Here is a 19,942-nt window from a genome sequence, read left to right as displayed (position 1 = left end):
ATCAAATACTATTGCTAATATAAGGAGTAGAAATAATGGGCGGACCCCTTTCAGGTCTTAGAATAATCGAATTCTCAGGTTTAGGTCCCGGACCATTTTGCGGCATGCTTCTTGCCGATATGGGAGCCGACGTGATTTGCATTGATCGTAAATCAGCGGAAATCGAACCTTCAACGGCAATTTTCTTTCGCGGAAAACGCTCGATAACTCTAGATTTGAAAAACCCCTCTGACCTTGACGCAGCATTACGTCTCGTCGAACGCTCAGACGCACTCATAGAAGGATTTCGTCCCGGTGTAATGGAACGGCTGGGATTAGGCCCCGACAGCTGCCTGAAACGCAATCCGGCCTTGGTTTACGGTCGCATGACCGGTTGGGGGCAAGAAGGTCCACTGGCGCAATCCGCAGGACATGACATCAATTATATTTCGCTTATCGGCGCCTTGGCCGCTATTGGGCCTAAAGAGGGCCCGCCGTCTATCCCGCTTAACTTGATTGGTGATTTCGGCGGTGGAGCGCTTTATCTGGCGATGGGTATGTGCGCTGCCTTATTTGAATGTTCGCGCTCTGGTAAAGGCCAGGTCGTTGATGCGGCTATGGTGGACGGAGCGGCCTCACTCGCCGGGACATTCTTCAATCGTGTGACTGAAGGAAGATGGCTTAAAACCCGAGCATCGAACCAGACTGACGGGGGAGCACCCTACTACAATGTATATGAAACGGCAGATGGCGAATATGTTTCAATCGGCAGCATAGAACCGCAGTTTTTCTCATTACTGAAAGACAAATTGGAACTCAATGGCCCGCTGTGGGAACAACAGCTAAACCGGGAGAACTGGCCGGCAATGACAGCCGAACTACGCACACTCTTCCTCAGCCGTACTCGTGCAGAATGGTGCGACTTGCTGGAAGGGACGGACGCCTGTTTCTCGCCTGTGCTCTCTTTTGACGAGGTAAAGGATCATCCACATTTGAAAGCCCGCAAGACCATCGTGAAAATCGATGACACACTGCAACCCAATACGGCGCCCAGATTTTCAAAGACACCATCAACCATTGGCCGACCGCTGGCACGGATAGGCCTGCACACTGAAGATATCCTAAATGAATTGGTTGAAGAAGACGCGTAGCTAAAAGATTGTGCCAGGCGGATTATAAAAACAAAGCAGGCCCGATAAGAGGAGGAAAAGCAAAATGTCGTCGACGATTTCGCCAGAACAACCATTTGCAGACAAACGCATTCCGGCACGCGATCAATGCGTTTTGCGACATATTCTCGATCGGTTGGCAGATGCGGCCCCTGAAAAAAGCTTTGCATGGTTCGATAACGAAGAGCCATGGTCATATTCACAGGTTCTCAAGGAGGCACAAAGAACCGGCTCGGGTTTGCAGAAATTGGGAGTAAATCGCGGCGATCGTGTTTTAGTTTGGTTACCCAACAGCTCGTTAATGCTGCGCTGCTGGTTTGGCATCAACTATATCGGCGCGGTTTATGTACCGATCAACATAGCATACCGCGGGAACCTGCTTGAACATGTCATCAATAATTCAGAGGCTAAAGTAATTATTGCCCATGTTGACCTCGTTGATCGTTTAAGTTCCATCGAACTTGCCAAACTGGAGAAGGTGATTGTCGTTGAGGGTGAGGCGGATTTCGATAAATTGCCCACATATAGAGCAGATGCACTGGGAGAACCAGGTGATGTTCCCCAACCGCTCGACCGACCGATCGACCCATGGGAACTTCAGTCAATAATCTTCACCTCAGGAACAACCGGTCCCTCTAAGGGGGTTCTGTCATCCTACCTGCATTTATTCACCATGACGACGAGTTTGAACAAGATGCTAAGCACCGATGACAAGCGCCTCATCAATCTGCCATTGTTTCACGCGGGCGGCACGAGCAGCGTATACGGCATGCTGACGAAAGGCGGTGCCATTGCGCTTGTTGAATCATTTAAGACAGATCAGTTCTGGGACACGATTCGACGTTCGGGCACAACCTGTGTCACCTTGCTTGGCGCAATGTCTTCATTCCTGATCAAGGCGCCCCAAACGCCAGAGGATCGAAATCACTCCCTCAAAACAGTGGTTATGGTGCCATTATCTGAGAATGCAGCGGATTTCCGAAAACGATTTGGGGTCGACATATACACCGCCTTCAACATGACGGAGATTAGCGGCCAGATTATTTCAGAACGTAATCCAACGAAAACAGGGACTTGCGGAAAGGTACGCCCCGGTGCAGAGGTAAGGCTGGTGGACTCTAATGATTGTGAGGTTCCCGTCGGTTCCGTTGGCGAAATGATTGTCCGCGATGACAGACCCTGGGGACTTAATCACGGGTATAATAACAACCCGGCGGCGACAGCAGAGGCCTGGAGAAACGGATGGTTTCATACCGGCGACCTTTTCACCCGCGATGAAAACGGAAATTTCTTTTTTGTCGATCGGGCAAAAGACGCCATTCGCCGAAGGGGTGAAAACATCTCCTCTTTCGAGATTGAAAATGAAGTAACCGCCTACGCCGAGGTTCGCGAAGCAGCCGCTGTTGGTGTCCCCAGCCCTCTTGGCGAAGATGAATTGTTAGTTGTGGTTGCCCCTGTACCTGGCTGCGTCATAGATCCCAAATCTTTAATCGAGTTCTTGCAGCCACGAGTGGCATATTTCATGGTGCCGCGCTACGTACGAATAATGACGGATCTACCGAAAACCCCCACTCAAAAAGTTCAAAAACATCTCCTGCGCCAAGATGGCATAACTGCAGACACTTGGGATCGCGAGGAAGCGGGAATCCGCATTTCACGTGACAAAATAGGGTATCTTGCATGATTATACTGACGACGAAATTTTACGGGTTTCTCATGAACTCATAATGTCTGAAAAACATAATACAAATAGGATCTGAAAAATGACTGACGCATATATAATTGACGCCTGTCGGACGCCGCGCGGGATCGGCAAGGCGGGCAAAGGTGCCCTCGCCCATCTGCATCCGCAGCATCTCGGCGCGACCGTTCTCAGTGCACTGGCGGAACGGAATGACTTCAACACAGCCGATGTGGATGACGTTATCTGGGGCACCTCGACCCAGGTTGGCAAACAAGGCTACGACCTCGGACGGATGTCCGCCCTGTCTGCGGGCTATGACATCAAGGCCTCCGGCATGACCCTGGATCGCTTCTGCGGTTCGGGCATCACCACCGTCAACCTCGCCGCCGCGCAGATCATGTCTGGCATGGAGGATCTTGTCATTGCGGGCGGCACCGAGATGATGAGCTTTACCGCCTCTCTCGCCGATCCCAACAAGCCGTCGATGCTGGATGGCGGTAATCTCGACCTTCGGGAAACTCATCCGCAGTCACAGCAGGGCGTCTGCGCCGACGCCATCGCCACGCTGGAAGGCATCGATCGCAAGGCCGTCGACGAGCTTGCCGTGGAAAGCCAGACACGCGCCGCAAAAGCCATTCAGGACGGCCGCTTTGACAATTCCGTCATTCCGGTGAAGAACAAGGACGGTTCCATCGCGCTCGACCGGGAAGAATTCCCGCGCCCCGGAACCACGCTGGAGAGTCTTTCCGGGCTCAAGACCGTGTTCAGCATGTTCCGCGATGTCGTCGTGGATGAGGCCGGAAACACGTACGGCAGCCTGATCACCCGCAAATATCCCGAGATCAAGGAATTCAACCATGTACATCATGCGGGGAACTCCTCGGGAGTTGTCGATGGTTCCGCCGCGTTGCTGCTGGCCTCTCCGGACTATGCAAAGAAGCACAACCTCAAGCCGCGCGCCCGAATCGTGGCGACGGCGAATATGGGAGACTGCCCGACGCTCATGCTGAACGCGCCGGTCCCGGCGGCGAAGAAGGTTCTGGAAAGGGCCGGGCTGACAACGGACGATATTGATCTTTGGGAAATCAACGAAGCCTTTGCCGTTGTGGCCGAGAAATTCATCCGCGATCTGAAACTCGACCGCGACAAGGTGAATGTCAATGGCGGGGCGATGGCACTCGGTCATCCCATTGGCGCCACCGGGTCAATTCTGATCGGGACCCTGCTCGATGAGTTGGAGCGTCAGGACAAAAAACGCGGTCTCGTCACTATGTGCGCTGCCGGTGGCATGGCCCCCGCAATCATTATTGAGCGGGTCGATAGTATTACCACTTAGCTTAGTCGGTATCATCGGATAACTAAAAGCCCTTGGTTATGCGGGGTTCCTGGGCGTACCTGGGCTGGAGCTAGCGGTCAAATGCGAGCCTGTCTTCGCTGTTTTCTAAGCTAAGTGGGGAAAAGTAATGAAAACAGCGAAATAATAGACTTTGCCACATTGACTTTTTAGCGAAGAGATTAACGCTGCCCTATAATCAAATATCAAAAAGGATGTCCTTTTGGAGCCATCGCTTCTCTACTCATATCATCCGGCATGTTGTCTTACTGTATGCGCGAATTACACTGAGTTATAGACGTATTGAATAACTTTTGACAGAAATTAGGTTTGGAGATTTCACAATAAACGGTTCGGATTGACTCCTGAAATTTGGAGGGCCCATCTCTCAAAACCTGAGATCCGCTTACCTTACTCCCATGGATATTTTGCGTCTGGACGGAATGGAGATGTCCATTCGGGGAATAAGTCATTTTCTTGACCATGAAGTTGATTGCAAAGGCAAAGCGTTAGAATTTTCCATACAATATACAAAAAATCCAAAAGCTTACTGAGAATTTGTAACTGAGGAATATCTATGCTTATTGGAAGTTAATGCGGCATTGCCTTATAAATCCCCATGCTCAGATACTTTACATAAATACAGTTTGGCGATAACTTCTAATTCAATATGAGTTCAAGTTGTTTTACGGCTATCGTGGATCATCAAATAGGCCTTATGTGTCGAAAAGAGTCTCTTGCTTGTAAAACAATTAAAGATAGGGAAGCGCCCTCACCAAAATTAGAGTAGGTACTGGTTTGAGAGATAAAATGCTTCGGTAAATTGATTGAAGGGGAAGCCTTCGCATAATCGAGAACGGCGGCTTAGAATTGCCGTATTAATTTGCATTAAATTTCGAGATATATATGAAGAATAAGTATGGCGCTGTTCGAATGGACGCATATGAACGGCTTAAAAAGGCGATTATTGAAGGTGACTACGCCCCTGGAGAGCTCGTACAGATTTCCGAGTTTGCAAGGGATCTGGGTGTTAGCCGCACGCCGGTAAAAGAGGCACTTAGCTCTGTTGAACGTGATTTCCTCGTAGATTTGATCGATGGCCGCGGTGCTATAATACGCCCACTAAATGTCGACGAAATTCGGAATATCAATCAGCTCCGCGAAGTAGTTGATGGTTTAGCGGCGAGACTCTCGGCAAAGCTAATGCCAAACAGCCATATTGCGGAACTGAAAGAAAAATTCGAAAGCATGCTCAATGATCCTGAAGCTGCAGGATCCGAGGTTCACAGTCAACTAAGCCACAAACTGCACAAAGCCATAACGGATTCCTGTGGAAACTGGGTCGTGCAGGCACAATGGCGACATCTGGATACAGCCTTCTCCAGATTGAAGAAAAAAGGCTGGGAAGTCTGGCGCAATTCGGAAGAGAAAAAAGAAATTTCCTTAAGACGGCTGAACGAACATCTTGAAATCCTTGATGCCCTTGAAAAACGAGACCCCGAAAGAGCCGAGCAAGCCGCGAGAACACATATTATCAGAGCAACCGAAGATTTTTTAAAGTTTATGGATAGTCCGTATCAGTAATCAACTCTCATAAATTTTAAAAAAATATGCGTCATTTATCATTTTTCGTTGTTACAAGGTTCCTTCATAGATAGATGGCCGTTTTCTAGTTGGCTGCGGCAATAGAACCGACGATCCGCTCGATGCCAATATCATTGGAGGCGGGACTCCTGACCGCGTGACGCATTATCGAAATGGATTCTTTTTTCGCGTTTTTAGCGTGCCTTTCTATTGCTTCGACAAAGTCCTCATTATCGGCTTTTGCCGTTGCAAGTCCAATATTCATTGCTTCATTTACGAAGATGCAACGTCGTCGTATAATTAAATCGAACGCTTTAAAACTCCCAATAAGTTCAACTAAACGACCTGTGTATCTCACATTTGCCAGACCTCGGCGTGAAGCGAAGCAAAATTGACTTGTCTCTGACATTATCCGCCAATCACTGGTAATGGCAATATCGGCCCCCAAATCCTCAACGCATCCACTCAACATCGAGACCGAAAAATAGGGCGCCTTCAATATTAGGTCGAGAAGCAAGTCAACCTTCTGATTGCCGACTGGAGAAATCGTCCTTTTTGCTTGGTCATATTCGTAATCGCAAGCATAGAAATCAGTCGTTATTCCATGAAATACAACAAGCTTTACAGGCCCTTCATATAAATCATGCAATAGACCACACAACACTCCAATAGCCGCCTCCATATCTACCGCAGATTTTGGGGCCTGCATTCCTATGTAACAAGTATACTCGTTCTTATATTCAACCCTGAACATATCGTGGATTATATCGCTATCGCCCATGTCAGCTCACCCCCTAAAGATCAATCTCCAAAATAGAAGAATGTGATCCTGAACAACAAATCATGATCGTTTCACCGGAGGATTTATCCTCGTCCGTCAAGAATAGGTCATGATGATCCGGATGACCTGATATCACGCGTGTCTGACATTCACCGCATAATCCGGACTCGCACGAATAGGGTGGATCAAGTCCGGCATCGCGAAGTACCTGTAGGATCGTCTGCCCTTCCTTGATCTGTAGTTCCATGTTGCTTTTGACGGCTCTCACAATGAACCCGTTCTGAACCGTTGCTTCCCTATCTGCCTGAAAGTGCTCGGTATGAATCCGAGCGGAATCAAGTTCAGCACACGCCTTCTCAAAGGAGTGAAGCATGCCTGTCGGACCGCAACAGTATAAGTCGGCTTCAGGCGGCGCATTCGATATAATCGTATCAAGATCGCAAACATTCCTGGATGTTTCATCACTGAAGCTGATATTGACTTTTCCTGCCTTGCCCAAACTTCTGAGTTCATTCAGAAATGGGGCTTTTTGGCGTGCGCGTGCTCTGTAGTATAGCTGCCAAGGCTTATCAAGCTTTTCGAGCTTTTGAATCATACTCCAGACCGGAGTGATACCTATCCCCCCCGCAATGAATACCGAATGGGTTGCATTTTCATTCAGGGGAAAGGCGTTTATGGGTTCCCCGCATCGCAATTTCTGCCCAACACGCGCAACCTCGTGCAACCACTTGGAGCCGCCCCGTCCGTCTGCATCCTTTTGCACCGCAATCACATATCGGCGCCGTTCGTCAGCATCGTTAATCAGGGAATATGATCTGCTGACTTTATCATGGAGCTTCAGATTAATATGCGCGCCCGGGGTGAATGCTGCCAGTTTATTACCATCGGCGGCGCGTAATTCGACGCGTATTACGTCAATAGACTCAAAAGTAATGGAGTATATGAATACGTCCTGCATCGTCATAAGCATCAGCTCTTATTAAAATATTAAAATATTCTTTCGCTTTACACAGCAACCGCGCCACTGTTTTCTTTATTACTTCCTTTAGTAAATGAAGAGGCTATGAAGACTCATAAAAGTAACAATATTGATTTGGAATGTTATTTAATCATTTCAGATGGAAGCCATATCGCAATCTGTGGAAAGTAAATAATCAGACCTAAGGTCACCAATTCGATCATAATGAACGGAATAACGCCGGACATAATGACTTTTGATGGAATTTTCTTTTCGGATGCTCCCATTACCGCAAATAAATTCAAACCCACTGGTGGTGTAATGGCGGCTATTTCAATCAGCTTAACCACCAAAATTCCGAACCAGATTTCATTGATGCCCAGACTGAGAGCGATGGGGAAAAGAAACGGAATTGTTACTAGAAGTATCGACAACGTATCCAGGAACATCCCAAGCAGAAGATACAAAAGTGACAGCGCAATAAGGAATTCGGTCTGTGACAACTGCCAGTCTGAAACGAGGGCCGTCACTTCGTGGATAAAACCACCGAAAGTCAGGAAGCGTGAAAAGAATAGCCCCCCAATGACTATAAAAAACAACGTGGCCGTAGAACCGGCCGAGGAGCGCACCACCATCCAGAACTTCTCAAAGTTCATTTTCCGCCGCGCAATAGCGATCAGAAGCGCGCCCGCAGCCCCGACGGCACCTGCAGAGGATGGGAACATCACTCCCGTATAAATACCACCAAGAACAATAAACATTAAAAGTAGAGCTGGGCCGATACTGAGCATCGACTTAAATATCGATACATGTTGAGTTTGGGGAATTCCTGTTGGTACAAGAGACGGCCTAATTCGAACGAGAACGGCAATTCCAAGTATATACATAAAAGCCGTAAGAACACCGGGAACAATACCGCCGATCAAAAGAGCGCCGATAGACGCCTCCGTCAAAAGCCCGACAATCACAAGGCTAATGGAGGGAGGAATCAGCGCGGCAAATGTCCCCGCCGCGGCAATACAGCCGGCACTGATACCGAGATCATAACCGAACTTCTTCATTTCGGGCAGAGCGATACGTGTAAACACGCTTGCATTAACGATAGTTGATCCGGAAATTGCCGCGAAAATGGCGGACGCCACAACGGTTGCCATCAGCAACCCGCCCCGTACCCGGAAAAGCAACCTGTTCGCGAAGGCATATAACTCTGTTGTTATATCCGCTGCGGATGCAAGCGCGCCCATTAAGAGGAACATGGGAATAACAGCAAATGAGTAATTACTCATAATCGCATATGGGAGCATTTTGATCGTTGTTTCCAGGAAACTGAATCCGCCGACATGCCACATTCCCACGATCCCGACGGTCAAAAGCGCATAGGCTACGGGAATACCCATTGCACCGATTGCCAAGACTGAGAAAATGCCCGCAATACCCAGAAAAATCGGCTCAGTCATCGTTTAATCTTTCATCGACTGAGATGAATTATCAAGCCGCCCATGCAGACGATACGGCCGTCCCAGGCATGCCATAATAAATTGTCGCGTGACTTCAAGCGCTGCAATCGTGAAGCCGATAGCGAATAGTATCTTCCACGGATAAATAGGAAAGCTGTGCAATGTAATTGCTGCTTCTTGTTCCAAAACGCTGGTTATTGCCAACTCCCATGCGCCGTATGCCAAAAGTGCGGTGCAGACTGCGCCTAAAAAAAGTGCGGCAATCTCTGCCAAATATTGGATTTTATTTGGAAATTTTTCTGAAACAATATCCACTTTCACATGTGTCTTTTCATAGTGCGCATAGACAATGGCCATTGCGATACAAACGGCTAAAGCAATTTCCACTATTTCATTGGAACCTGAAAATGGCGTATCAAAAAGTAAATAGGTGAGAACATCAGCGGTGCTGATTGACAATATAAGAAACATACACAGGCCGGATATCGAGAGTGCAACCCATAATATGTTACCGTAAAATTTACTCATTTATCGCTTCCGCTCTCTATGTAGATTACAATACCCCCTGGACAGGAAGGCAAGCTCTTCTTAAACTGTCTTCGTTTATTACTGCGACTTTAAAGATGAATGTTTAAGCAGCCGATCGCCTAGAAATAGCTTCTACTGACGAAATGAAGTCGGGAGGAGAATTCATTTCGCCAGTAGTTCATGCTGGTTTCTTAATACCTATTCCAGAAACCCTAGTTCAGCTCAGTGGAGCGCTTTTTCATATAGTCTCCAATTCGCTTCGCAACATCATAGCGGTCAGTTCCCTCTTGCTGCTTGATCCATATGTCAATGAAATCAGGCAGTTTTTCTTCAAGCTTTTGCTGTTCCTCCGGAGAAAATTCAACGAGATTTACACCGAGCTCTTCCATGGCTTTCAGCGCTTTTATCTCTTCGGCTTCCGCGACCTCCACACTTCGAAGTTCCGCTTCCTTTGCCACCTCCAAAAACAGATTTCTGAGATCTTCTGACCATTCATTAAAAAACATGTCGTAATTTACAACGATTGGCCAAGTCGATCCGGCTCCAAAACTTGCCTTACTGACATAATTGGCCTGCTCATACATTTTCTGACTGAGAATGGCTGAGTAGTTGTAAAAGACGCAGTCAATTCGGCCGCGCTGCAATCCCTCATAGATTTCTGCAGGTAGAACCGTCACCCCAACAGCATCGACTGCCTCCCATACTTTCGGATGATAGGCGCTGAATTGTCTGACCTTCTTCCCACGCAAATCTTTGACCGTAGCAACAGGTTCGGTGCAGGCGACACGGAAACTCGGCACTGCATTAAAATAGAGAGGCCAAATACCTAGGGCTTTCCATTCCTCTTGCACTTCAGGAAATTTTTCAAATACTTCCCTGGTCAAAGTTGAGGCTTGCTTTGAGCTTGCATATGTCAAAGTCCCGAGAAGCGCGTTCGGCATCGTATTCAAGGGAAGTGCGGCAGGATAATAACCTTGAGCATCACCGCCGGCCGGCACAGCGCCGCTGCCTACGGCATCAAAAACCTGCTTTGGCCCAACAAGCGAACCATTCCAGAAAATCTGGGCGGTAATTTTCCCGTCGCTGCGGCGTTCAAGTTCATTGAAAAACCATTTATCAACTTGTTCCGACCATACATAAGTTTCCGGCAAAGCATGAGCCACTTTCAGCTTTGTCTCCGGATAGCTGCCTTCCGCCGACGCAGATGACATTGTCAGAGAAAAGGCTACGGCAGCCCCGCCAAACATTAAACCAAGCTTTGATATCACTGTGTTTTTCATAATTATCTCCCAACTTTATTTTTTTAAGGTTTGCCGATGGAACGGGGGCGGCCTTAGTTCAGGCTTTCATTCTGGTCAGCCTTTACCCGCGTCTGCGTCCGAATCAAATTTCGGTTAGATTTCTTTAAGATACATTTCGTCGAGGATTTTCCTGCCCCGCGCGAGCGCAAGGTCGGACTTCAACAGAACCTCCCGATAATCTCCGTCAGGTAGCTCACACATCTCCTGCTGCTTTTCAATCGCCCAGATATCTTCTGCAAAAACTTCTTTCAGCAATTCTTTTGCTTTATCTACAGCACGCACAGAAGGATCCTTACCGCTCATTTGGCCCTTGGGCATATTTACGACGTATGTATATTTGTGGGATTTCCGGTCAATGGGTGTTAGGAAGTGATAATTCTTGAGGCATTTTGGATCCCGATTGCCTTCTCTGCCGCCCGCAGGCCAAAGTGTCCGTCCGGCGATAATCGTTCCAGGCCCTACCATTGTTTGAATGCTGTAGCTGTCAGCATTTTTATGGGTAAGCAGATCCGCGAAGTCATCGGACTGCGGATAATTATCCACCTGCCGGGTTACGGTTACGCTATCGCAACCATTCGTTTCGCCCTCAGAGAGATCAAATTTAATTTCACTGTCTGCAGCCTGACCGATGGTATTCCCATGTAATGGGTAAAAATGCGTAATATCGAGACCATTCTCGATCATCAGGATCGAGTTTCCCTTGATATAAAGCTCCCCAATAATGTGTTCCCAATCGGGAGCGACAATCTCTGGCGTCGCGGGTGGCCTGACATTCCCTATCTTCTCGGCTTCACCAGGCCAAACCCAAACGACGCCATCCTGCTCTATGACTTTATAGGGCAGGAGCCGTGCCCGCTTTGGAATTGGTGCCCCGGGCGCGGAAGGTATTTTAACGCATTGACCTTCGGAATTAAAAGCAAGGCCGTGGTAAGGACATTCCACAATGCCATCTTCGAGGAAGCGCCCCGCAGAAATGGGCATGCGTTTATGACAACAACGATCATCAAATGCGACGACTTCACCTTCAGCTGTACGCCAGAATACAAGTACTTTTTCGCAAATAACTTGCCGTTGAAGTATTTCCGTCTCAAACTCTTCCGAGAAACCCGCTTTATACCATGCATTTCGGATCATAATATCGACTGCTTTTGGTTTCATTGGTAATGCCTCCTCCTCTGGCTTATTTTATGCTTAGGACTTATATTGCCGGGTCCATGGCTTGGCTTGAACGCTCAGTAGAACCGAATGCCCTGCTGCTTATTTCACCAACAGACTTTTTTAGTGATCTCAATGCTGGCTTACTGGTTTTCTCAAGTGCCGCCTCAAGTTCAGTTATAAATAAGGTGATCTCATCGGCCTCAACGATGTTAGTTATCAGGCCCATTTGAAATGCTTCCTCAACCCCTACCCGGTGTGCCAATAATATCAATCGCATTGCTTGGTCAGGACCTATTCGTTGTGACAAGCGACTGTTTCCAAGCGAAGCACCGATTAAGTTGAAACCCGGAAAAGCAATGGTCGCGTCCGATGTTGCACATCTATAATCACACGCAACCGCGATATCAGCTCCGGCGCCGACGGCTGCTCCGTGGATATAAGCAAGCGTAACACAAGGTGCTCCTGCCAAAATCTGCAGCATTGACTCAATTTCAATGCCCAACAAACTGCGGCTTGCCGTGCTTTCAAGTTTCGACGGCTCCCTATCAAATCCAGAACAAAAATGCTTTCCCTCTCCTTGAATAATCAGAATTTTTGTCTGATCGGAATAGCATTTGACGATTTCTTCTGTCAGACGGAGAATCAGCGCGCCATTTATCGCATTTGCTCGGTCAGGACGATTTAAAATAAGATATTTTGTATAATCACCCCGCCATTCGGCTTTTACTATGTGATCCGCCATTCCCGTCACCGATCCATTCTGCATCGACTTCTTCATTGTGGGTGCCGGAATCCGACGGGTCGTGAAATATTCTGAAATCAAAGTTGCTCAATCTAACAGGATTACCAACCGTCTGGGTCTGTCCGCCATCCGGCAAATCCATTCGATGGATGAGCTTGCCGTCGCGGACATGTTCTGACCCAAGAGCTTCTGCATAGTCATTTATCGCGGCCGCCGGCACACTGGCCGCATCAAACTTCTGCAACCAAACCGAGGCGGGGCTTTTGGAGAAAATTTCCTCAAGTATCCCCTCTAGCTCCACCTGATTTTCGGCTCTGGCTCCCGGTGTTCTAAACCTCGGATCATCAGTAAGGTCTGATGCATCTATAACATCACAAACCCTATGCCAGAGACGATCGCTCCCCGCAGCAAGAATAAACCACTTATCATCAGACCCGAGATAGGCCTGATACGGCGAAGCCTTCGGATGCCTAGAGCCAAGCCTTTTTGGTACAGTGCCCGAGCCCCAGTATTCGCTGGTCTGCAAATTTGCAAGTGAAAGCATGCAAGACAGCATAGAAACATCGACATATCCCGGCTCGCCTGTTTTTTCGGCTCTTCGTAGCGCCGTCACACAGGCCAAAGCCGCGAATACACCCGTACCATAATCCGCCAAAGCCAAGCCGCATTTTGCTGGCGGACCACCTTCTTCACCAGTTACACTCATGATGCCGCTCGCTGCCTGTATAGCAACATCGAAAGCGCCTTTATCCCTATCCGGTCCAGTTTGTCCGTATCCAGTGACCGAGCAATAGACGATGTCAGAGTTGATCTTGACAATATCTTCAAACCCTAATTTCAATCCCTTAAGAACACCAGGTCTGAAATTCTCCAGAATAATATCGGCGCTTTTACAAAGTTCCCTTGCACGGCTCACCCCGGCCGGATCTTTCAGGTCAATTTCCACGCAACGTTTGTTTCGGTTGAGCGCAGCAAAATTCATTCCGAATGTCCCGTCACTGTCTTTGCCAACAAGCGGTGGCCAATGCCGCATTGGCTCTCCATCAACTGGTTCCACTTTCACGACATCAGCACCCCAATCCGCGAGTAGCATGGTTGCAAACGGGCCTGCCGCATAATGCCCGAACTCCAGTACCCGGACGCCCGATAGCGGCGCATTTTCAATACCTTGAGTCTGACGCATTTTTTGTTCTTGGTAGTTCACTTAACCTCACACATTCATCAATATCGCGCCCTGTCGAGCTTAATTGAATTCAATTTAAATTTATATTACATTGACGTCAAGTTATTTATGATTTCGTTTTAAATGCACTTTGAAGTCGCGTGCATTACAGAGGATTTGACATCAGCCATAAAACGATACACAGGCGGAACCAGTTCGGCTTCAAAACCACCACCTTTCAGACGCATTAAAGCTTCAGCAATCAAAATCGACCATGAAGCATTTACGGCGCCCTGAGTTTAAAGATAATTTTGTAAAAATCGCTTGCAGGGCTGAATGCCAGGAATGAATTGCCCTCACAGCTATATAATCAGAATTTCGATACGCCTACATGCTTCCGCTATTGTAAATATTGAATATTTTGAAGTGAAGCAGCACATTCCACTCAATATGAAGATTAACCAATAGGTTTTTCAAAGGCGCTCAAACTACACCTTGACGCGTTGCATCAAATTAGTAAACTAACTTTCCTAATTTGATGGTGCCGGCAATCATCGATTGTTTGTAGATACTCTGTTGATGTAAGGAAATCCAGATATGGACCACGAAAGCTGTATTGCGGAAGTTGCCACAATTGATACTGAAACAGATGAAATCAAGGTATTTTCATTAATACCTGAATCCGCTTCATTTCTGGAGTACATATCACCCGGCAGCCATATTGATGTTTATATCGGAGACCTGGTTCGTCAATATTCGCTTTGCAACGGCCCTCTGACTAAAGATTTTCTGCAAATTGCCGTCAAAAAGGAAGAGAATTCCGGTGGCGGATCACGCTCCATGCACGAGAACGTTAAAATTGGTCAGCACCTTAAAATCGGCTTGCCGCGAAATCATTTTCCGCTCATTTCCAATGCCAGTGAATATATTCTTATTGCGGGGGGTATCGGCATCACGCCGCTGCTTAGCATGGCCCGCCATCTTTTTGCACAGGGGCGTAAATTTACCTTGGTGTATTTTGCAAGATCGGCAGAACATGCTGCATTCCGGCAGGAGTTGAGCGAACCGGACATGAAAGAGCATATCAAGCTTTTTTATGGGCTGAATCCCGCAGAAACCCGCCAGAAAATTGATAACTTATTAGGTTCACCCCAGCCAGATACACATGTTTATGCATGTGGACCAAAACCATTTCTTGATGAAATCATCGCAATAACAGACTCGACGTGGCCGAAGGAAAATGTCCATTTCGAATATTTTCAAGCTGCGCCGATCACAAACGATAAAGAGAACAAAAGCTTCAAAGTTAAGCTATCCCGTACGGGAGAGATTTTTGAAATCCCCCCCGAAAAAACCATCGCCGAGGTTCTTAAGGAAAACAATGTGCCGGTAGATTTATCTTGTGAGCAAGGGATTTGCGGAACATGCCTGACTGCGGTTCTTGAAGGTACTCCCGACCATCGTGATGAAATGCTTAGCCCGGATATTCGGGATGAAGGGCAAATAATGACGATATGTGTCTCACGTTCAAAATCAGATATGCTCGTCCTTGACCTATGAAGAGAAGTTAGTCGTCAGCAGACTGAAGTGCCATCACAGCATATCTCACAATTCACACCAATCTGCTATTGCGCGCCGATAGATTTCTATCGCCTCATCCATTCTGAAAAGTTCGCAATATTCGTCTGTTTGATGCGCCATTTTAGGTTCGCCTGGCCCTATTATTACTGCAGGGACACCGCCTAACTCTTCAATTAGCACCGAGGCGTCCGTGAAAAAGCTGGCGGCACCGCCTCCTGATTGCACACCAGTGACATCTGCCGCGATTTCAGAGATTCGTCGAAACCATTCGTTCTGGGGATCTGTCCATACCGCCTCCACATCGACAATCGGTTTTAGATCGATATCCTTACCGAGATAGAGGGCCATCTTCTTCAAGACATCCGAATGAGCCATTCCCGGAATTGTGCGGATGTCCACCCCAAATTCCGCTAGATCCGGCACAGAGTTTAAATTTAACCCACCTTTGACTGTGCCAACATTTACTGTCCCACACCCCATGTGAGGGTGCAATGCCCCATCAAAATTATAAGTTTCCAATTTGGAAATGCCTTTAGCCGCTTTATAGATTGCATTGTCACCTAATTCCGGCATCGAACCATGGGCAGTAACCCCGCTGGTTATAGCACGAAGCCACAAGGCCCCTTTGTGACCGGCGAGCGGCATGTTAGCCGTCGGTTCGGCGACGATCAACGCACCCCCTTTTTCAATCATTCCATTTTTCACGAGATGCAAAGCACCTTCGCAGCCCGTCTCTTCGCCTCCGGTAATTATCAACCTTACGCCGGATCCTGATTTCAGGTGCCCAATCAGTTCCACTATTGCGACGATGAAAGCGGCAACACCGCATTTCATATCGCTCGTTCCCCTTCCATACATTCGCCCGTTTTCAATTTGACCCGCGAATGGATCCATCGACCAAGATCCGTTTCCCAAAGGAACGGTATCAATGTGGCCAGTAAAACAAAGCGGTGGCTTTTCCGATGAACTTCCGGCGGAAGCCAGTATGTTAAATCGGCCTTCGCCAAATGGCGCCAGCTTGACTTGCAGCCCCGCTTTTTCAAGTACCGCGCAAAGATACTCTGCACATTCGCTTTCATTTCCCGGCGGATTTATGGTATCAAATGCTACCAAACGCTGACTAAGCTCTAAGACATTCAATGAGACTGGCTTGGTCATGACCGTTAAACTTCCTTCCGTGAAATCCACAAATTTAGCGAGATTGTTGTCCGGTGAGATTCTGAGCTATTAGGACACACTGTCAAACGGCGCGATATCAGTTAGCGAGCAAGTTTGGCAGCCATAAAACAACTTCCGGGAAAACAACGAAAATTAACAAAGCTATGACGTCCATGACTAAAAACCACATGACTCCTTTAAATATAAGGCTTAAAGGAATTGTATTGTTCAATGCAGCATTTATTACATAAACATTCAGCCCCACCGGCGGCGTGACCATCCCCATTTCAAGAAGCTTTACGATTACAATACCAAACCACACCAAGTCCATATTGGCCTGCTGCGCCATTGGCAAAATAATCGGCAGCGTAAGCAACAAAAGACCGATTGAATCAATAAAACACCCAAGGACTAAATATAGAATTGCAATAACAAGAATAATTTCAAACGTAGATGTAGCGCCCGACAACACAATTCCTGTCAAAAACGTTGGGACACCACTTAATGCCATAAATCGAGCTAGAAGCACTGTTGCAATGACAATGATAAATACACTCGCCGTTCCGCATAGCGTTTGAAAGACTGATTCCCATAATCTTGGGAAAGTCAATCCTCCCCGGGTCCAGGCGATTAGAACCGCAAGCGCTGCACCAACAGCGCCTGCCTCGGTCGGACTGAATATCCCTCCGGAAATTCCCGCTAAAACACCTATGATGAGAACCGGTAACGGCCATACATCACGGATTGCTTCAATAACGTCACCCGGCTCTCTCGTTTCTTCATGTGCTGGCGCCAAGTTTGGATTTAGAATACAGCCGAAAACAACCATTCCGGCGTATAAAAGCGCTGTAATGATTCCCGGAATAACTCCAGCCATAAACAACTGGCCAACCGGAGCTCCTGCAAAGAATCCGTATAGAATTAACAATATACTTGGCGGAATGAGGGAGCCAAGCGTACCCGCGGATGCTATTACAGCCGTCGCCAACCCGCGATCATATTTATAACGCAGCATTTCCGGCGTAGCTATTTTTGCCATCGCAGATGCTGTTGCCATGCTAGATCCAGAAGCCGCTGACAAAAGAGAGGTCGCACCGATGCTGGCAATTGCCAGGCCGCCGGGAAGCCGTGAAAGCAACATTCTGCAGGCTTTAAACAACCCTCGTGACAAACCCGTATTTGATGCCACGTAGCCCATAAGAAGAAACATAGGCACGGCTGTTAAATTCCAGTCACCGACAAACGTATACGGGGCTGACGCAAGGGTCCCCAGCGCGGCGCCAAGTCCTGTGATTATGGCGATGCCCAAAAAGGCAGCGAGCCCAAGTGCGGGCCCTATAGGCGTTCCTATAGCCATTAGTATAAGACCCAACCCAATACCGGCGAACCCGACGACCAAATCACTCATAAATTTTCCCTATCAGCTAATGTAGATTGCACTTTTTAAGGCTGGCATGATTGGGATAGTGGCGGCCACTAGTCCACTACCGGCATTTCGGGTTCTGCGACTGCGTTTCTGAATTCGTCGGGCCTTAAAATAGCCTGTAAAACGTGGAAAAGGATCGCTAGCGTAATTGCACCAAACCCAATTGGTAAGAACCAGCGGCTAGGCCAAACGACAACGAAAGACGTTCCCATCATTACTTCGTTTATCTTTAAAGCATGCAATGCAGCCTCCCCCGTCTCATACGCCAACAAGCCATAGAAGCCCGCGGTTATCAAACCCGTAAGAACATATGTGTAGACTCTTGGGGTGAAGGCAAAATGCCGAATGAACATATCAACAATAATGTGTTCTCTTCGCAACTCAGCAATTGCAAGAGGCAAGAATACCACTGCCACCATATAATAGGCAGAAACGACCTCCAACGTGCCTTCTATCGGACTGTTAAACAGATATTTCGCAATAATATCGGCGACGACATGAATCATCATAAGCACGACGGAAACCCCGCCAATCAGTGCCAAGCCCTTACTAAGGAGGCGTATCCATTTTTCCAGCGTAGCCATGATGTTATTCCTGTCCTTATCATTCCGCCTAAAGTCAATGAATACCGGACCGAGCATGAAGGTGCTTTTGATACTTTGTAACGCGTTAGCTTCCGAGGATAGGGGAATGTTTCATCATCAAAATCCAAAATCCCCGGAAGCTTGTCGTCACGGCGTCAAAATCACAACCCAATTATTCCATGCTGTATTTTGCCGGATCCAATCGACCATAGATCTCCTGCTTCACCAAACTAAGCATGGCTTCGCGATCGTTGCGGTCAACATTCTGTAGCAAATCCTGCCATTTTTTTGCAATTTTGCTAAACCTTGCAACCATATCTTCTGCATTTGCCACACCAAATTTCTCGGTTCCCAATTCTATGGCATAGGGGACAACGCCCTGCTTACTGGTCTCAAGAGTGTCCAGCAAATCCTGTTTCGGCTCATAAAACTTGACACCCATTTCTTTAGCCGTTTGAACAATCTCTTCAACATCATTCAAATAGCCAATTCCTGTATCGACAAGATTTTCAGCCATTGTATCAAGAATTACTTGCCGTTGCGCTGTATCAAGCTCATGCCAAAAATCTCTGTTGCCTGCGTTAATTGACCAGTAGGCCCCCAGTTCAACAAGTGTTACCGACTTCGCAACATCCCAGTAAGAACGAGACCGGAGATCGTCAATCGCGTTTGTCGCGCAGTCTATTTGCCCCTTTTCCAAGCCCGTATAACTTTCACTCGAAGAGACGTTGACAGGAACACCCCCAACACTCTTAACCCAATTAGGAACAACCCCACCGGTAGATCGGATTTTTTTACCCTTCATATCTTCAACACTGACGATCTCGCTGGTGCAGATCAAACGATATGGAGGTGTGGAAAAGCCACTCAGGTAAACAAGGTTATTGCGTTTCCATTGTTCCTGCATTTGCCCGTCAAGCATGTTGAATTCGGTTACAGCAAACGACCCGACAAAGTAATCCGTGTAGACGAACGACATCTGAAAGATTGTATTGTCCTCAGGAATATCTGAAGGATTATAGGTTCCAGCAATCCAACCGACTTTTGCTATCCCGTCGCGAATTCCGCTAAGATGATCCGCAGGCGACAGCAGGGCAGACCCGGTAAATAGCTTTGTCGTCAGGCTTCCGCCTGACTCCCGCTCAACATTTTCCAACCAATTGGAATAACCATATTTAGTCACTGGATGAGATGGAGGTAGCCACACACTCGCAGTAAGACTAGTCTCATCCGCTTGAGCCGCAACGCCTATTGTCATGGTAGCCACGATTGTAATAGCACGTATCAAATTTCGCATTTATTTCTCCCGGTTTAAAATTAATTAGCCCATCTAGTAGTTTTTCACCGCTCGAAAGCT

At 47.6% G+C, this 19,942-nt stretch carries 17 protein-coding genes; 5 read left to right on the top strand and 12 right to left on the bottom strand.

The window, feature by feature from the left end:
• The first annotated feature begins 35 nt into the window (after nucleotides 1-35).
• From AAC599_RS15540 to AAC599_RS15525, 4 genes are all read left to right on the top strand, one after another.
• The gene (locus AAC599_RS15540) at nucleotides 36-1,130 is read left to right on the top strand and encodes a CaiB/BaiF CoA-transferase family protein (RefSeq protein WP_340151320.1); all 1,095 of its coding nucleotides are present in this window, start codon (nucleotides 36-38) and stop codon (nucleotides 1,128-1,130) included.
• 64 nt (nucleotides 1,131-1,194) lie between these two features.
• Nucleotides 1,195-2,832 carry an AMP-binding protein gene (locus AAC599_RS15535; RefSeq protein ID WP_340151319.1) on the top strand — a complete coding sequence of 546 codons (1,638 nt, stop codon included), beginning with the start codon at nucleotides 1,195-1,197 and terminating at the stop codon, nucleotides 2,830-2,832.
• A 79-nt stretch (nucleotides 2,833-2,911) separates the two neighbouring features.
• A complete protein-coding gene (locus AAC599_RS15530) occupies nucleotides 2,912-4,168 on the top strand; it encodes an acetyl-CoA C-acetyltransferase (protein WP_340151318.1) in 1,257 nt (418 codons plus the stop codon).
• A gap of 903 nt (nucleotides 4,169-5,071) precedes the next feature.
• The gene (locus tag AAC599_RS15525) at nucleotides 5,072-5,749 is read left to right on the top strand and encodes a GntR family transcriptional regulator (protein ID WP_340151317.1); all 678 of its coding nucleotides are present in this window, start codon (nucleotides 5,072-5,074) and stop codon (nucleotides 5,747-5,749) included.
• Between the two features lie 85 nt (nucleotides 5,750-5,834).
• Here AAC599_RS15525 and AAC599_RS15520 read toward each other — a convergent pair whose 3' ends face one another.
• The 8 genes from AAC599_RS15520 to AAC599_RS15485 all read right to left on the bottom strand — a co-directional run bounded on the left by AAC599_RS15520 (nucleotide 5,835) and on the right by AAC599_RS15485 (nucleotide 13,878).
• Complete coding sequence (locus AAC599_RS15520; RefSeq protein ID WP_340151316.1) at nucleotides 5,835-6,530, bottom strand: enoyl-CoA hydratase-related protein; 696 nt, start codon at nucleotides 6,528-6,530, stop codon at nucleotides 5,835-5,837.
• 13 nt (nucleotides 6,531-6,543) lie between these two features.
• The gene (locus AAC599_RS15515) at nucleotides 6,544-7,494 is read right to left on the bottom strand and encodes a PDR/VanB family oxidoreductase (RefSeq protein WP_340151315.1); all 951 of its coding nucleotides are present in this window, start codon (nucleotides 7,492-7,494) and stop codon (nucleotides 6,544-6,546) included.
• A 137-nt stretch (nucleotides 7,495-7,631) separates the two neighbouring features.
• Nucleotides 7,632-8,945 carry a TRAP transporter large permease gene (locus tag AAC599_RS15510; protein WP_340151314.1) on the bottom strand — a complete coding sequence of 438 codons (1,314 nt, stop codon included), beginning with the start codon at nucleotides 8,943-8,945 and terminating at the stop codon, nucleotides 7,632-7,634.
• Between the two features lie 3 nt (nucleotides 8,946-8,948).
• Nucleotides 8,949-9,473 (bottom strand): TRAP transporter small permease, encoded by a 525-nt coding sequence (locus AAC599_RS15505; RefSeq protein WP_340151313.1) that lies wholly within the window; start codon nucleotides 9,471-9,473, stop codon nucleotides 8,949-8,951.
• A gap of 212 nt (nucleotides 9,474-9,685) precedes the next feature.
• Nucleotides 9,686-10,753, bottom strand: coding sequence for a C4-dicarboxylate TRAP transporter substrate-binding protein (locus AAC599_RS15500; protein WP_340151312.1), 1,068 nt, complete (start codon nucleotides 10,751-10,753; stop codon nucleotides 9,686-9,688).
• A gap of 114 nt (nucleotides 10,754-10,867) precedes the next feature.
• Nucleotides 10,868-11,932, bottom strand: a complete 1,065-nt coding sequence (locus tag AAC599_RS15495) for an aromatic ring-hydroxylating dioxygenase subunit alpha (RefSeq protein ID WP_340151311.1) — start codon at nucleotides 11,930-11,932, stop codon at nucleotides 10,868-10,870.
• A gap of 40 nt (nucleotides 11,933-11,972) precedes the next feature.
• Nucleotides 11,973-12,674 (bottom strand): enoyl-CoA hydratase/isomerase family protein, encoded by a 702-nt coding sequence (locus AAC599_RS15490; RefSeq protein ID WP_340151310.1) that lies wholly within the window; start codon nucleotides 12,672-12,674, stop codon nucleotides 11,973-11,975.
• Nucleotides 12,637-13,878: a CoA transferase gene (locus AAC599_RS15485; RefSeq protein WP_340151309.1), complete on the bottom strand. Its 1,242-nt coding sequence runs from the start codon at nucleotides 13,876-13,878 to the stop codon at nucleotides 12,637-12,639. The genes AAC599_RS15490 and AAC599_RS15485 overlap by 38 nt, the downstream gene beginning before the upstream one ends.
• Before the next feature lie 555 nt (nucleotides 13,879-14,433).
• Here AAC599_RS15485 and AAC599_RS15480 point away from each other — a divergent pair.
• Nucleotides 14,434-15,396: a PDR/VanB family oxidoreductase gene (locus AAC599_RS15480; protein ID WP_340151308.1), complete on the top strand. Its 963-nt coding sequence runs from the start codon at nucleotides 14,434-14,436 to the stop codon at nucleotides 15,394-15,396.
• 45 nt (nucleotides 15,397-15,441) lie between these two features.
• On the opposite strand, the gene AAC599_RS15475 is transcribed toward AAC599_RS15480, so the two are convergent.
• The 4 genes from AAC599_RS15475 to AAC599_RS15460 form a co-directional block, all read right to left on the bottom strand.
• Nucleotides 15,442-16,575, bottom strand: coding sequence for a M20 family metallopeptidase (locus AAC599_RS15475; RefSeq protein WP_340151307.1), 1,134 nt, complete (start codon nucleotides 16,573-16,575; stop codon nucleotides 15,442-15,444).
• Nucleotides 16,576-16,672: 97 nt separating this feature from the next.
• On the bottom strand, nucleotides 16,673-17,983 hold the full coding sequence (locus AAC599_RS15470; RefSeq protein ID WP_340151306.1) for a TRAP transporter large permease: 1,311 nt from the start codon (nucleotides 17,981-17,983) through the stop codon (nucleotides 16,673-16,675).
• Nucleotides 17,984-18,051: 68 nt separating this feature from the next.
• Complete coding sequence (locus AAC599_RS15465) at nucleotides 18,052-18,585, bottom strand: TRAP transporter small permease (RefSeq protein ID WP_340151305.1); 534 nt, start codon at nucleotides 18,583-18,585, stop codon at nucleotides 18,052-18,054.
• Nucleotides 18,586-18,757: 172 nt separating this feature from the next.
• Nucleotides 18,758-19,882, bottom strand: a complete 1,125-nt coding sequence (locus tag AAC599_RS15460; RefSeq protein ID WP_340151304.1) for a C4-dicarboxylate TRAP transporter substrate-binding protein — start codon at nucleotides 19,880-19,882, stop codon at nucleotides 18,758-18,760.
• Nucleotides 19,883-19,942 lie beyond the last annotated feature (60 nt).

It is taken from the genome of uncultured Sneathiella sp. (genome assembly GCF_963976355.1).
Classification (GTDB): Bacteria; Pseudomonadota; Alphaproteobacteria; order Sneathiellales; family Sneathiellaceae; genus Sneathiella.
Note: the sequence above shows the minus strand (reverse complement) of the source record. Positions and strands in the feature narration are given on the sequence as shown.